The organism is Stenotrophomonas sp. YJH_SMC_130, assembly GCF_059369035.1.
Genome location: NZ_JCAFSH010000006.1, coordinates 25,625 through 39,224, shown reverse-complemented (window position 1 = coordinate 39,224; position 13,600 = coordinate 25,625). Strand labels below are relative to the sequence as shown.

At 67.7% G+C, this 13,600-nt stretch carries 13 protein-coding genes; 5 read left to right on the top strand and 8 right to left on the bottom strand.

The genetic code is table 11. The features are described from left to right. Positions 1-5 precede the first annotated feature (5 nt). From AC5P5V_RS10320 to efp, 4 genes are all read right to left on the bottom strand, one after another. Positions 6-701, bottom strand: coding sequence for a phosphoglycolate phosphatase (locus AC5P5V_RS10320; protein ID WP_061478051.1), 696 nt, complete (start codon positions 699-701; stop codon positions 6-8). Then, positions 698-1,414: a bifunctional 2-polyprenyl-6-hydroxyphenol methylase/3-demethylubiquinol 3-O-methyltransferase UbiG gene (ubiG, locus tag AC5P5V_RS10315; RefSeq protein WP_061478052.1), complete on the bottom strand. Its 717-nt coding sequence runs from the start codon at positions 1,412-1,414 to the stop codon at positions 698-700. The genes AC5P5V_RS10320 and ubiG overlap by 4 nt, the downstream gene beginning before the upstream one ends. 24 nt (positions 1,415-1,438) lie before the next feature. After that, entirely contained in the window at positions 1,439-2,782 is a 1,344-nt protein-coding gene (locus AC5P5V_RS10310) for a TRZ/ATZ family hydrolase (RefSeq protein ID WP_099487291.1), read from the bottom strand. Between the two features lie 168 nt (positions 2,783-2,950). Then, positions 2,951-3,517, bottom strand: coding sequence for an elongation factor P (gene efp / locus AC5P5V_RS10305; protein WP_005410381.1), 567 nt, complete (start codon positions 3,515-3,517; stop codon positions 2,951-2,953). Between the two features lie 120 nt (positions 3,518-3,637). On the opposite strand from efp, the gene epmB reads away from it, so the two are divergent. Continuing rightward, a complete protein-coding gene (gene epmB / locus AC5P5V_RS10300; protein WP_231352213.1) occupies positions 3,638-4,654 on the top strand; it encodes an EF-P beta-lysylation protein EpmB in 1,017 nt (338 codons plus the stop codon). A 67-nt stretch (positions 4,655-4,721) separates the two neighbouring features. Here epmB and AC5P5V_RS10295 read toward each other — a convergent pair whose 3' ends face one another. The 3 genes from AC5P5V_RS10295 to AC5P5V_RS10285 all read right to left on the bottom strand — a co-directional run bounded on the left by AC5P5V_RS10295 (position 4,722) and on the right by AC5P5V_RS10285 (position 8,594). Beyond that, positions 4,722-6,848, bottom strand: coding sequence for a putative bifunctional diguanylate cyclase/phosphodiesterase (locus AC5P5V_RS10295; RefSeq protein WP_134969067.1), 2,127 nt, complete (start codon positions 6,846-6,848; stop codon positions 4,722-4,724). Continuing rightward, the gene (locus AC5P5V_RS10290; protein ID WP_229298570.1) at positions 6,845-7,720 is read right to left on the bottom strand and encodes a phosphate/phosphite/phosphonate ABC transporter substrate-binding protein; all 876 of its coding nucleotides are present in this window, start codon (positions 7,718-7,720) and stop codon (positions 6,845-6,847) included. Before AC5P5V_RS10290 ends, AC5P5V_RS10295 begins: the two co-directional genes overlap by 4 nt. 103 nt (positions 7,721-7,823) lie before the next feature. Next, positions 7,824-8,594: an RNA methyltransferase gene (locus AC5P5V_RS10285; protein WP_061478056.1), complete on the bottom strand. Its 771-nt coding sequence runs from the start codon at positions 8,592-8,594 to the stop codon at positions 7,824-7,826. A 120-nt stretch (positions 8,595-8,714) separates the two neighbouring features. On the opposite strand from AC5P5V_RS10285, the gene AC5P5V_RS10280 reads away from it, so the two are divergent. Further along, a complete protein-coding gene (locus AC5P5V_RS10280; protein ID WP_005417749.1) occupies positions 8,715-9,542 on the top strand; it encodes an inositol monophosphatase family protein in 828 nt (275 codons plus the stop codon). 652 nt (positions 9,543-10,194) lie between these two features. On the opposite strand, the gene htpX is transcribed toward AC5P5V_RS10280, so the two are convergent. Next, the gene (gene htpX, locus AC5P5V_RS10275) at positions 10,195-11,061 is read right to left on the bottom strand and encodes a protease HtpX (RefSeq protein WP_061478057.1); all 867 of its coding nucleotides are present in this window, start codon (positions 11,059-11,061) and stop codon (positions 10,195-10,197) included. Positions 11,062-11,154: 93 nt separating this feature from the next. Here htpX and gluQRS point away from each other — a divergent pair, with 93 nt between their 5' ends. The 3 genes from gluQRS to phaR all read left to right on the top strand — a co-directional run bounded on the left by gluQRS (position 11,155) and on the right by phaR (position 13,549). Further along, positions 11,155-12,075, top strand: a complete 921-nt coding sequence (gluQRS, locus tag AC5P5V_RS10270) for a tRNA glutamyl-Q(34) synthetase GluQRS (protein WP_134969068.1) — start codon at positions 11,155-11,157, stop codon at positions 12,073-12,075. Between the two features lie 17 nt (positions 12,076-12,092). Beyond that, positions 12,093-12,833 (top strand): acetoacetyl-CoA reductase, encoded by a 741-nt coding sequence (gene phbB, locus AC5P5V_RS10265; protein WP_111200717.1) that lies wholly within the window; start codon positions 12,093-12,095, stop codon positions 12,831-12,833. A 182-nt stretch (positions 12,834-13,015) separates the two neighbouring features. After that, complete coding sequence (gene phaR, locus AC5P5V_RS10260) at positions 13,016-13,549, top strand: polyhydroxyalkanoate synthesis repressor PhaR (RefSeq protein WP_005417756.1); 534 nt, start codon at positions 13,016-13,018, stop codon at positions 13,547-13,549. Positions 13,550-13,600 lie beyond the last annotated feature (51 nt).

The window sequence follows — 13,600 nt, the reverse complement described above, 5'->3', positions numbered from 1 at the left end:
ATTCCTTACGGCTGGGCCGGGGCTGCCGGCCGGGTCGGCCAGAGACTGGCCAGTTGCAGAAGTTCAGCGTTCTCGACCAGCACATCGGCCTGCCAGGCCAGCGGATCGTCGCTGTGCAGGCGGTAGCCCCACAGCGCCGCCACCGACGGCATCGCGGCAGCACGTGCAGCGATGATGTCGCGCTCGTCATCACCCACGTACACGCAGTCTTCGGCGGCCATGCCAATGGCCTGCGCAGCGTGCAGCAATGGAAGCGGGTGCGGCTTGCGCTCGGCCAGGCTGTCACCGCCGACCAGCACCGCGCAGCGCTGCTGCCAACCATGCTGCGGCAGGATCAGGCGCGCCAGGTACTCCGGCTTGTTGGTGACGATGCCCCATACCGTACCGGCCTCATCCAGCGCGGCGAGCATGCCGGCCACGCCGTCGAACAGCACCGCGTGCTGGCCGATCAGCGCTTCGTAGCGCTGCAGGAATTCCGGGATCAATGCATCGCGCGCAGCGGCATCCAGGTCCGGGAAAGCGGTCCCGACCATCGCGCGCGAGCCCTTGGAGACCACCGGCCGCAGCTGCGCCGGATCGATCGCTGCCCGGCCCCGCTCGGCCAGCATCGCATTGCAGGTGGCGACGAAGTCCGGCGCGCTGTCCAGCAACGTGCCATCCAGGTCGAACAGCACCGCACGCGGGAAGCGGGCGGAGGTCATGCCGGCTTGACCGCGTAGGCCAGGTAGTTGATGTCGGTGCGGCTGCTCAGGCGGGCATGGTTGCGCCACGGCTCGTAGGCCATGCCGCTGACATCCACCAGCTGCAGGTCGGCCTCGCGCAGCCAGCGCGCCAGCTCGGCCGGCTTGATGAATTCCTGGTAGTGGTGGGTACCCCTGGGCAGCAGCCGCGCCACGTACTCGGCGCCGACAATCGCCACCGCGAAGGCGGCCGCGGTGCGGTTGATCGTCGACAGGAACAGGTGGCCGCCCGGCTTCAGCAGGCGCTTGCAGGCGTCGATGATCGCGCCCGGGTCTGGCACGTGCTCCAGCATTTCCATGCAGGTGACCACATCGAAACTGCCCGGCTGCTCGGCGGCCAGATCCTCGGCGGCCTGCACGCGGTAGTCGACCTTGGCGCCGCTTTCCAGCGCATGCAGGCGCGCGACCTTCACCAGTTCCGGGGCCAGGTCGATGGCGGTGACGTCGGCGCCGGCCTGCGCCAGTGCTTCGCTCAGCAGCCCGCCACCGCAGCCGATGTCGAGCACGCGCGCGCCACGCAACGGCACGCGGTCGGTCACGTACTTCAGGCGCACCGGGTTCAGCGCATGCAGCGGCTTCTGCGGGCCGTCAGCGTCCCACCAGCGGTTGGCCAGCGCGGCGAACTTGTCCAGCTCGGCCTGATCGAAATTGGAGGAAGCGTGAGGGGCAGTCATGAGGGGTCCTTGCGGCGCCAGGGATCAGGCGCGGATATGACGGATGCGCTCGCGCCACTGGCGCGCGTTGGCGATGATGCCCGGCAGGTCCATGCCGACCAGCTCGCGCTGCACCAGCTTCGGCTTGCCGGCGATCCAGACGTCGCTGACCTGCTGGCGGCCGGTGGCATACACCAGCTGCGACAGCACGTTGTGCAGCGGCTGGGTTTCCAGCGCCGACAGGTCGACACAGACCAGGTCGGCCTGCTTGCCGATTTCGATCGAACCGATACGGTCACCGAAGCCCAGCGCGCGTGCGCCGCCCAGCGTGGACGCGCGCAGCGTGGTCGCAGCGTCGAGCGCGGTGGCATCATCGGCCACGGCCTTGGCCAGGATCGCTGCGGTACGGTTCTCGCTGAACATGTCCAGGTCGTTGTTGCTGGCGCAGCCATCGGTGCCGATCGCCAGGTTCACGCCGGCGCGCTGCAGGGCGCAGGCCGGGCAGAAACCGGAGGCCAGCTTCAGGTTCGATTCCGGGCAGTGCACCACGCTGACGCCGCGTTCGGCGCACAGGTGGATTTCCGCATCGGTCAGCTGGGTCATGTGCACCGCGATCAGGCGGTCGTTGACCAGGCCGAGCCGATCCAGCCGCGCCAGCGGGCGCTGGCCGTGCAGCTTGATCGAATCGTTGATCTCCTGCGCGGTCTCGTGGGTATGCAGGTGCACCTGCATGTCGAGCTGGTCGGACAGCATCCGCACCCGCTCGAAGTTGGCATCGTTGACCGTGTACGGCGCATGCGGCGCGAACGCGGTCCCGATCAGCGGATCGGTGCGCCACTGGTCGTGCAGTTCACCAGCCTTGGCGAAGTATTCGTCGTCGGTCCTGGCCCAGGCGGTGGGGAAATCGATGATGACCGCGCCAACCAGTGCGCGGAAACCGTGCTTCTTGTAGACCGCAGCCTGCACGTCGCCGAAGAAGTAGTTCTCGTTGGCGCAGGTGGTGCCGCCGCGCAGCATCTCGGCGATGGCCAGGGTGGTGCCGTCGGCGACGAACTCAGGACCAATCACCGCCGCTTCCACCGGCCAGATGTGCTGCTGCAGCCAGGTCATCAGCGGCAGGTCGTCGGCGACGCCGCGCAGCAGGGTCATCGGGTTGTGCGTGTGCGCGTTGACCAGGCCCGGCATCAGCGCCGACTCGGGGCGGCTGACCACCTGCGCGGCACGGAAGCGTGCGCGCGCCTCGGCACGCGGCAGGATGGCCACGATCTCGCTGCCACGCACGGCAACGGCATGGTCTTCCAGCACCACCGCATGCGGCTCGATCGGAACGACATGACCGGCTTCGATGAGCAGGTCGCAGGCTTCGGGGAGGTGCGGGCTATCGCTCATGCGGGCTCACTGGCTATTGGAGAAGGGCCTGGCGGGAGGCGGTAGCGCCGGGCCATGCCCGGCGGCTGTCCGCTGCGGCGCCATGGGCGCCAGCAACGGGTCCGGGCGGTGCCCGGAAAGCCGAGCGCGGGCTCGGCTCTACAGTGAGGTCGGCCAACCGCCGGAACCTTATTTGACGCGTGCGGAGTATTCGCCCGAACGGGTGTCGACACGGATCACTTCGTCCTGGTTGACGAACAGCGGCACGCGGACCACGGCACCGGTTTCCAGGGTGGCCGGCTTGCCGCCGCCGCCCGAGGTGTCGCCACGGACGCCCGGATCGGTTTCGGTGATCTTCAGTTCGACGAAGTTCGGCGGCTGAACGAAGATCGGCTCGCCATTCCACAGGGTGACCACGCAGGACTCTTCGCCCTTCAGCCACTTCTCGGCGCCGCCCATGCCGGCCTTGGTGGCCTGGACCTGCTCGAAGGACTCCGGATCCATGAAGTGCCAGTATTCGCCGTCGCTGTACATGAAGTTCATGTCGGTATCGACGACGTCGGCTGCATCCAGAGAGTCGGTCGACTTCATGGTCACTTCCTGGGTACGCCCGTCCTTGATCAGGCGGTACTTCACGCGGGTGAAGGCCTGGCCCTTGCCCGGCTTGACGTATTCGGTGTCGATGATGACGGCCGGTTGGTTGTTGACCAGGATCTTCATCCCGTTCTTGACGTCGTTCATGCCGTAGCTGGCCATGCGTAAACTCCTGAGTGGCAGAAACGCCGCGGGTGCGGCGAGCCGTTAGAATGGAAAGCCCACCGGATGCCGGTGGGCGACTGTTTTTCTGCCCCCATGATAACCGCAGGCCCCCTCTCCATGCAGCTTTCCGCCTTCCCCCGGCCCCAGTCGCCAGGCGCGCCCGCGCGCTGGCAGCAGCTCTGGCGCCAGGCGCTGCGCGACCCGCACGCCCTGCTGGCCCGGCTGCAGCTGGACCCGGCGGCGCTGGGTGTCTCGGAGGCGGCCATGAACCAGTTCGCATTGCGCGTGCCCGAGGGCTTCGTGGCCCGCATGCGCGTGGGCGATGCGGCCGACCCGCTGCTGCGCCAGGTGCTGCCGATCGGCGAGGAAATGCGCCCGGCGCCCGGGTTCAGCTTCGACGCGGTGGGCGATGGTGCCGCCAGGAAGGCTACCGGGGTGATCCAGAAGTACCGTGGCCGTGCTCTGCTGGTCGCCACCGGCAGCTGCGCGATCAACTGCCGCTACTGCTTCCGCCGCCACTTCGACTATGCCGCGGAAAACGCTGCCAAGGGCGGCTGGCAGGAGGCCGTAGCCGCCATCGCGGCCGACCCGGACATCGACGAGGTGATCCTGTCCGGCGGTGACCCGTTGTCACTGGCCACGCACAAGCTGGTCGAGCTGACCGACGCCCTGCGCGCGATTCCGCATATCCGCCGCCTGCGCATCCATACCCGGCTGCCGATCGTGCTGCCGGAACGCGTGGACGATGAACTGGTGTGCTGGCTGGGCAGCCTGCCATGGCCGCTGGCGATCGTGGTCCACGCCAATCACGCCAATGAATTCGACGCCAGCGTGGACGCGGCGATGGCCCGCCTGCGCGGCGTCGGCGCCCAGCTGCTGAACCAGGCGGTACTGCTGCGCGGGGTCAACGACAGCGTGCAGGCCCTTCAGGACCTGAGCGAGCGCAGCTTCGCCGCCGGCGTGCTGCCCTACTACCTGCACCAGCTGGACCGGGTCGAAGGCGTGGCCCACTTCGAAGTGGACGATGCCCAGGCCAAGGCGCTGATTGCCGGCCTGACCGCACGCCTGTCCGGTTATCTGATTCCCAAGCTGGTGCGCGAGCTGCCGGGCGACCCGAGCAAGCGCCCGCTGTAATCCGGGGGCGGGGTCAGATCCCTTTTCCTGCGGAAAAGGGATCTGACCCCAGGACAACGGCAGCAGGTCAGAGGCCCGATTCGATCATCCGCACCACTTCGGTGGCGGTCACCGGGTGGCTCAGCCAGTAGCCCTGGCCAAGATCGCAGCCGCGCTGCACCAGCAGTTCGAACTGCGCCTGCTGCTCGATGCCCTCGGCCACCACCGTGATGCCCAGTGCGTGGGCCATGGCGATGATCGCCGTGGTCAGCGCCAGATCGTCGGGATCGCGCTGCATGTCGGCCACGAAGCTCTTGTCGATCTTCACGCCGTCCACCGGTACCTGGCGAAGGTGGCTGAGCCCGGAGAAGCCGGTGCCGAAATCGTCCAGCCAGACCTTCACGCCGGTGCGGTGCAGCTTGTCCAGCAGCTGCGCGGCAACCATTTCGTCGCCGATCACCGCGGTTTCGGTCAACTCCAGGTGCAGGCGCGACGCCGGCAGCCCGGACTCGTGCAGGCACTGCGCGACCAATGCCGGCAGTTCACCGCCGCGCAGCTGCCGCGGCGACACATTCACCGACACGAACAGATCATCGCCGCCCGCCCCGCGTGGCCACTGCGAGGCTTCCATGCAGGCCGCACGCAGCACCTTCGGGCCGATGAGCTCGATCAGCCCGCTCTGCTCGGCCACTTCGATGAACACCGACGGCGGAATCGTGCCCAGGGTCGGATGCTGCCAGCGCAGCAGCACTTCCACGCCGACCATGCGCCGGTCGCGCATGCGGAAGATCGGCTGGTAGGCCAGGCGCAGCTCGCCGCGCTCCCAGGCCCCGCGCAGCTCCTGCTCCATGTGCACGCGGCGCTCGACCGCGTGGTCCATCGCACGGCTGTAATAGCGGTAGCAGTTCTTGCCGGCCATCTTGGCCTGGTACATGGCGATGTCGCCGTTCTTCAGCAGCGTGGTCGCATCAGCGGCATCGTCCGGGAACAGGGTCACGCCGATCGAAGTGCCCAGGAACAGTTCCCGGCCCTGCACCACCAGCGGCTTGCCCAGCTCGCGCACCAGCACTTCGGCCAGCAGCCGTGCGTTGGCCGCCACGTCGCCATCACCGACCAGGATCACGAACTCGTCGCCGCCAAAGCGGGCCAGCAGGGCTTCATCGCCACCGGCCTCGGCAACCGCACTGCCGATGCGCTGCGCGAACTGCAACAGCGCTTCGTCACCGGCCTCATGGCCCAGGGTGTCGTTGACGCGCTTGAAATCATCGATGTCGGCAAACAGCAGGCCCAGCCGATGATTGGATGCGCGCGCGGCCATCAGGCGATGGTCCAGCGCTTCCCGGAATGCCAGCCGGTTGGTCAGCCCGGTCAGCGCATCGGTATAGGCCATGCGCCGCACCTCGCGGTCATGCCGGGCGATGGCATCGCGCATTCGGGCGAAGCCGCGCACCAGCTCGCCGACCTCGTCGTCGCGGGTGTTCTCGGCCAGCGGCGCCTGGTAGTCGCCAGCTTCGATGCGGCGCGCCGCAGCGGCCAGGTCCCGGATCGGCGCCACCAGGGTGCGCTGCACGTACAGGATCACCACCACGCCGATCACCACCAGCAGGCCCAGCATCAGCAGCAGCCAGCCCAGGTGGCGGCTGCCGACCTGCTGCAGGCGCTCGCCAAGCGTGGCATTGGCGGCCTGTTCGCGCTGCTGCACCTCGTCCAGCGCCATGCCGACGCGGACCCCGCCGATGCGCTGGTTGCCGACCATGATCGGCATGGTGTTGTCGAGCACCTTGGGCGATTCCTGCACCACCAGTGCCTGCGCCACCGCGGCCTTGGGGGCCAGCGGGTCGGTCATCGGCTGGCCGAAGCCGGACACCTCGATCGAGCCGTCATGCACCAGCCGGCCGCGTTCGTCGAACACCAGCACATAGCGCACGACCGGTTGCCGTGCGGTGTTGCGCACCAGCGCACCGACCTGATCCAGGTCGCGGTAGTACAACGGGTTGGCCAGCGCGTCGGACAGCTCGCGCGCCATTGCTTCGCCGCGGCTGCGCACGCTGCGGTCGAACAGTTCATGGATGACGCCACCACTGAGGTTGCGCACCTCGCCCTGCATCGCCGCCTGCCGCCCCAGCAACACCGCCAGGATCGCCACCACCACGACCATCGCCCCGCCCATCGCCAGCAGGAACCGGGCCTGCATTCCCGAGCCGAGCCACTTCATTCCACTTCCATCCGCACGCGCGTCAATCCTTGTTTCAATTCATCCAGCCGCTGCTGCGCATGCGCATCGACGCGGTGGAAACCGGAAGTGCCGAAAAACCGATGCAGCGCCCCCTGTGCCTGCGGGTCGCTGGCCGCCTGCAGCAGGACGTCCTGCAGCCGGTCACGCACCCGCGGGTCAAGGTCGGCGCGAACCATTTCCACCGCCCGCGGGTAGGGTTCGGTGCGCAGCAGTTCGCGGAAGTCGCGCCGGAATGCCGCAGGCATCCGTCGCTCGTCATTCCAGTCCACGCTGCTCACCGCCCCCACTTCGACCATGCCCTTGTGCACGAACGTGGCGATGTTCAACTCGCTACGTGCGAACACGTACCCCACGCTGTCCCGGCCCGGCACGTCCCACACACCGGCCAGGATCTGCGGCGCCAGCCCTTCCTGCAGCAGCGTCATCACCGGCACCAGGTAGGCACTGGTGGACGCCGTGTTCTGCAGCGCCAGGCGATGCCCGCGCAGGTCCTGGATCCGCTGGATCGGACTGTCGCGACGCACGAAGAACACGGTCTGGTACTCACGCACGCCGTTGCGCTCGGTCAGCAGCAGCGGCCGCGCGCCACTGCGCTGGCCCAGTGCCACCGCCGTACCCGACGTTTCCGTGACCCAGTCGACCCGCCCCCGCCGCAGATAGCTGGCCATCTGCTGCGGGTCGCGTGCCATCAGGATCCGCCCTTCGGTGATGCCGACGTCGTGCATGCGTGCCACTACATAGTCCAGCAACGGTTGCAGCTGCTCGTAATGGGCCTTGGGATCATCGCTGATCCGGCCCAGCACCAGCACCGGGTCCGGTGCTGCATGCACCGTCCCGGCCAGCAGGATCATGACCAGGCTCAGCAGTCCCCTCTGCACTGCCCTTCGCAGACCCGACACAGGCTTCATCCCCCCTGGGTATCCGGACAGACTACCCGAAAAAATGAGAACGTCGTCAGCTGTCCTTGTTGCCCGCCTGTGCCAGCCGCGCCATCCGCTGGGTGTCGGCAAGGATGCCGCGCAGCAGGCGCACTTCCTGCTCGCTCGGCTCGCTGCGCAGGAACAGCCGGCGCAGCTTGCGCATCGCCGATTCCGGGGCGCGGCCCTTGTGGAAATCGATCTCGTCCAGCGTGTCACCGAGCTGGGCGAAGAAGCTCTCCATCTGTTCATGGCTTGCTGCCTGTTCGCGGAAGCCGGGCTCGGCATTGGGGGCCGGCTGCGCGCCCAGCAGCTGCATGCGCGTTTCATAGGCCAGCACCTGTACGGCGGCCGCCAGGTTGAGCGAACTGAACGCCGGGTCTGACGGGATGTGCACTGCGGCGTGGCAGAGCTGCAGCTCCTCGTTGGTCAGGCCAGTGCGCTCACGGCCGAACACCAGCGCCACCTCGGCGCCCTCTCCCGCCTTGGCCACCGCACGAGCGGCGGCATCGGCCGGCAGGTACTCCTCCAGCTGCACGCGGCGGGCACGCGCGGTGCAGCCCAGCACCAGGCGGCAATCGGCCACGGCCTCGGCCAGGGTGGCCACCACCGGGGCGTCCCCCAGCACATCTTCGGCACCGGCCGAGCGGCGGAAGGCCTCCTCGTCCAGCGGTTTCTCGGGGGCGACCAGCACCAGGCGGGCCAGGCCCATGGTCTTCAGGGCACGGGCGGCGGCCCCCATGTTGCCGGGGTGCTGGGTACCGACCAGGACGAATCGGAGGCGGGTGGCGGCGGGAAACTGGGACATGAACAGGGAAAAGGTCGAGCTGGACGATGACCAATGGTAAACTGTGCGGCCGGCCACTGCGCCGGACCCGCTCTTTTCCCCCGCCAGTCCATCTCTTCTGCCTTTCCGGGAGCCCACGCCATGCAGAAACCCGCCGTCACCGTCATGGTCAAGGCCGCCCGCCTCGCCGGCAACGTCCTGTTGCGCAACATCAACAAGCTCGAGGCACTGAACGTGGTGCAGAAGGGCCGGATGGACTACGCCAGCGAAGTGGATGCGGACGCGGAAAAGGTCATCGTCAAGGAACTCAAGCGCGCTTACCCGGACTACGGCATCTTCGGCGAAGAAGGTGGCGTGCAGGGCGAGCGCCGCCAGATGTGGGTCATCGACCCGCTGGACGGCACCAGCAACTACCTGCGTGGCGTGCCGCACTACTGCGTGTCGATCGCGCTGGTCGAGAACGGCGAGCCGACCGACGCGGTCATCTTCGACCCGCTGCGCAATGAACTGTTCACCGCCAGCCGGGGTGCCGGCGCCGTGCTGAACGACCGCCGCATCCGCGTGGCCGACCGCAAGGACCTGGAAGGCACGATGATCCACACCGGTTTCGCCCCGCGCGAGCGCAGCCGCGCCAGCGCCCAGCTGAAGGCGGTCGACGCCCTGCTGGTGCACGGCGAGGACATCCGCCGCACCGGTTCGGCGGCACTGGACCTGGCCTACGTGGCCTGCGGCCGTGCCGATGCCTACTTCGAAGCCGGCGTGAAGGCGTGGGACATCGCTGCCGGCCTGCTGCTGGTCCGCGAGGCGGGCGGCAAGGTCTGTGACTTCAAGGGCGCGACCCTGGGCCGCATGGACAACCGTGGCCCGGAGACCCACCAGATCGTGGCCGGCAACCTGAAGGTGGCCGAGTCGCTGCAGAAGGTGCTGGTGAACACCGGTTACGCGGCGGAGTTTGACGCGAAGTTCTGAGATTCCGTGTAAAAGCGATTCATGGAGACGGCACCTGCGAAGGTGCCGTTCCCGTATCCGCGGTGATCGTGCTTGTCACTTTCTTTGCGCGCAAAGAAAGTAACCAAAGAAACGCTCCGCCGGCCGCGAGCCGACGCGCTGCGCACGCCGGTGCCCTGCGCTCCTCGGCCCGCCGAGGGACGGTGCGGGAACTCGCTGCGCTCAGACACCCGCACCTCTTCGCCCTCGCCGGACCTGCGGTGCTCGGCTCGCTCAAGGCGGACCCAAGGTCAAATGCCACAGCTGCACCCAGTACATCTTCGCGACGGGTGGATGCTGTTGTTCTTGATCTTGATCTTCCAGTCCGCCTTGAGCGAGCCGAGCATCGCAGGCGAATCAGGGGCGAAGAGGCGCCGGTGTCTGAGCGCAGCGAGTTCGGCGCCGTCCCCTGATTCGCCGAGAAGCGCAGGGTACCGGCGCGTAGCGACGGCTCGCGCCCCGGCGGCGTGTTTCTTTGGTTACTTTCTTTGCACGAGCAAAGAAAGTGACACCCCTCCGCGGTCGCGGAAACGACTCTCGCCAGGTCGTACCCGGCGCCACCAATGCATCGGCGCGCAAACAAAAACGCCCGGCGCGAGGCCAGGCGTTCCTGCACTATCTTGAAAGCAGAAGCTTACGCCACCGTCGACGCCCGCAGCGCGGCAATGCGCTCTTCCAGCGGCGGATGGCTCATGAACAGCTTCTTCGCCGTCGAACCGGCAATACCGAACGCGGCAATCTGGGTCGGCAGCGTGCTCTGGCCGTGGTTGAGCTGCAGGCGCTCCAGCGCGGCGATCATCTTCTGGCGACCGGCCAGCGCGGCACCGCCGGCATCGGCGCGGAACTCGCGGTGGCGCGAGAACCACATCGAGATCATCGTGGCGAACAGGCCAAACACCATCTCCAGCACGAACACGATGATGTAGTAGGCAAAGCCACGGCCGCCGCCTTCGCGGTTGCCCGACAGCGCGCTGTCGATGATACCGCCGACCACGCGGGCCAGCACGATCACGAAGGTGTTCAGCACGCCCTGCAGCAGCGCCATGGTGATCATGTCACCGTTGGCGACGTGGGCGATCTCGTGGCCCAGCACCGCTTCGGCCTCGTCCTCGCTCATGTTGTGCAGCAGGCCGGTGGACACGGCCACCAGCGCGTTGTTGCGGTTGGCACCGGTGGCGAAGGCATTGATCTCCGGGCCGTCATAGACCGCCACTTCCGGCATGCCGATGCCGGCGGCCTTGGCCTGGCGCTCGACCGTGGCCAGCAGCCAGCGCTCGGTCTGGTTGCGCGGCTCGGTGATCACCACCGCACCGGTGGAGCGCTTGGCCATCCACTTGGACAGCAGCAGCGAGATGAAGGAGCCACCGAAACCGAAGATGCCGGCCATCACCAGCAGGCCGCTCATCGAACGCGCGTCCACGCCCAGGATCGACATGACGATGCCGGCCAGGATCAGGACCGCGAGGTTGGTCGCCAGGAACAGGGCAATACGGGTGAACATGGGAAAATCCGGCTCGGAAGGGGTCGATATCCGTCAATTTGCGGTGCGCTCAGCTTGAATTCAAGCGCCAACCTGACCGACGATTCAGCCTGCATGACCGCCATTGTTCCCTGCGGCCGCTTCGCGCCCTCGCCGACCGGCCTGCTCCACCCCGGATCCCTGCTTGCCGCCTTCGGCAGCTGGCTGCTGGCCCGCCACCACGGCGGCCTGTGGCGGCTGCGCATCGAAGACGTTGACCCGCCGCGTACCGTGCCCGGCGCCGCGCAGTCACAGCTGCAGGCACTGGCTGCGTTCGGCCTGGTCCACGACGGCCCGGTCCTGTGGCAGAGCGCTCGAGGCGAGGCCTACCAGGCCGCGCTGGACGTGCTGCTGGCCAGCGACCAGGCCTTCATCTGCCACTGCAGCCGCAGCGAACTGGCTGCCAGCGGCGGCATCCACCACCGCTGCGTTGCGCGGCAACCGCGACCGGACCCCGCCGTCCGCTTCCGCGTGCCACCGGGCAGCGTCGTGCACTTCGACGATGGCCTGCGTGGCCCGCAGCAGCAGGACGTGCATGCCGAAGTCGGCGACTTCGTGCTGCGCCGTGCCGACGGCTGCTGGGCCTACCAGCTGGCGGTGGTGGTCGATGACGCCGCGCAGGGGGTGACCGAAGTGGTGCGCGGCGCCGATCTGCTCGATTCCACCGCGCGGCAGATCCTGCTGCAGCAGGCGCTGGGCCTGGCCGTGCCGCGCTACTGGCACCTGCCGCTGCTGCTCGACGCCCCCGGCCACAAACTGTCCAAGTCGCTGGCGTCGCTGCCGGTGGACAGTACAAGGCCGGTGCCGGTAATGCGCGCGCTCTGGCAGCTGCTGGGCCAGGCCCCTGCCGCACTGGACGGCGCCGATGACCGGGATGCGCTGCTGCACGCTGCGCAACGGGCATTCGACCCGGTTCGACTGCCGCGGACCGACATCCTGTTGCCGGCCGGCGCACTTTCCGCGCCGATGTTGCAGAATCCCCCTTCCCCCATCTGATTCCCGGACAGCACTCCATGACATCTCGCGTCGCACTGGTCACCGGCGGAACCGGCGGCATCGGTACCGCCATCTGCCAACGCCTGGCCGACCAGGGCCACCGGGTCGCCACCAATTACCGCGACGAGGACAAGGCCCGCGCATGGCAGCAGGCGATGACCGAGCGCGGCTACAACGTGTCGATCTTCCCGGGCGATGTCTCCGATCCAGGCAGCGCCGAGGCGCTGGTGCGTGCGGTCGAGGCCGAGCTGGGCCCGGTCGAGATCCTGGTCAACAACGCCGGCATCACCCGCGACACAACGTTCCACCGCATGCGCGCGGACCAGTGGCACGATGTGATCAACACCAACCTCAATTCGGTGTTCAACGTCACCCGTCCGGTCATCGAAGGCATGCGGCGCCGCGGATGGGGCCGGGTCATCCAGATCAGCTCGATCAACGGCCTGAAGGGCCAGTACGGCCAGGCCAACTACGCCGCGGCCAAGGCCGGCATGCACGGCTTCACCATTTCGCTGGCCCGCGAGAACGCCGGCTTCGGCATCACCGTGAACACCATTTCGCCCGGCTACGTCGCCACCGACATGGTGATGGCGGTTCCGGAGGACGTGCGCGCCAAGATCATCGCCGATATCCCCACCGGGCGCCTCGGCAAGCCGGAGGAAATCGCCTATGGCGTGTCCTTCCTGGTGGCCGAGGAAGCCTCATGGATCACCGGCAGCAACCTGGACATCAACGGCGGCCACCACATGGGCTGGTAAGCCGCGCAGGGGCCGCTGCGGCGTGCGCTGACGGCCCCTGCCGATGGTCATGCTGCGCAGCACGCAAACCCTTGCTGCGCAACATGATCGCTGCTGAAAGCCAAGCCTGGCGGGGGCTGGGGCGGTTGCAACCGCTGCTGCACTGCGCCATGCTGCGCGTCTACTGTGACGAGTACCGCTTCATGGCTGCGACCCGCATCATCAAGAAGTATCCGAACCGCCGTCTCTACGACACCGAGATCTCCAGCTACATCACCATCGAGGACGTGCGCCAGCTGATCCTGGACGGTGAAGACTTCGAAGTCCGCGACGCCAAGAGCGGCGACGACCTCACCCGTTCGGTCCTGCTGCAGATCATCGCCGACCAGGAACAGGACGGCGAACCGATGCTGTCCACCCAGCTGCTGAGCCAGCTGATCCGCTTCTACGGCGATTCCCTGCAGGGCTTCATGGGCAACTACCTGGAGCGCAGCATGCAGGTCTTCCTCGACCAGCAGCAGCAGTTCCGCCAGCAGATGGGCAACCTGCTGGGCCAGACCCCGTGGGCGATGATGAACCAGCTGACCGAGCGCAATCTGGAGCTGTGGCAGGAATTCCAGCGCAGCATGGGCAGCGGCTTCGGTGGCCCGCGCCCGGGCGGCACCGGAACGGGAACCGGCAACAAGCCCGGCGAACCCGGCACCGGTACCGGCACCGGCGGCAAGACCCGCCGCTGAGCTGCAGCAACGGCTGAGACGAAAACGGCGCGCCCCTGGCGCGCCGTCTTG

Coding starts and splice junctions, on each gene's coding strand:
- AC5P5V_RS10290 (WP_229298570.1), bottom strand. CDS start 7,720: ATGATCCTGCTGGCCGGGACGGTGCATGCAGCACCGGACCCGGTGCTG.
- ubiG (WP_061478052.1), bottom strand. CDS start 1,414: ATGACTGCCCCTCACGCTTCCTCCAATTTCGATCAGGCCGAGCTGGAC.
- AC5P5V_RS10295 (WP_134969067.1), bottom strand. CDS start 6,848: ATGAAGTGGCTCGGCTCGGGAATGCAGGCCCGGTTCCTGCTGGCGATG.
- AC5P5V_RS10280 (WP_005417749.1), top strand. CDS start 8,715: ATGCAGAAACCCGCCGTCACCGTCATGGTCAAGGCCGCCCGCCTCGCC.
- htpX (WP_061478057.1), bottom strand. CDS start 11,061: ATGTTCACCCGTATTGCCCTGTTCCTGGCGACCAACCTCGCGGTCCTG.
- efp (WP_005410381.1), bottom strand. CDS start 3,517: ATGGCCAGCTACGGCATGAACGACGTCAAGAACGGGATGAAGATCCTG.
- AC5P5V_RS10320 (WP_061478051.1), bottom strand. CDS start 701: ATGACCTCCGCCCGCTTCCCGCGTGCGGTGCTGTTCGACCTGGATGGC.
- AC5P5V_RS10285 (WP_061478056.1), bottom strand. CDS start 8,594: ATGTCCCAGTTTCCCGCCGCCACCCGCCTCCGATTCGTCCTGGTCGGT.
- phaR (WP_005417756.1), top strand. CDS start 13,016: ATGGCTGCGACCCGCATCATCAAGAAGTATCCGAACCGCCGTCTCTAC.
- phbB (WP_111200717.1), top strand. CDS start 12,093: ATGACATCTCGCGTCGCACTGGTCACCGGCGGAACCGGCGGCATCGGT.
- AC5P5V_RS10310 (WP_099487291.1), bottom strand. CDS start 2,782: ATGAGCGATAGCCCGCACCTCCCCGAAGCCTGCGACCTGCTCATCGAA.
- epmB (WP_231352213.1), top strand. CDS start 3,638: ATGCAGCTTTCCGCCTTCCCCCGGCCCCAGTCGCCAGGCGCGCCCGCG.
- gluQRS (WP_134969068.1), top strand. CDS start 11,155: ATGACCGCCATTGTTCCCTGCGGCCGCTTCGCGCCCTCGCCGACCGGC.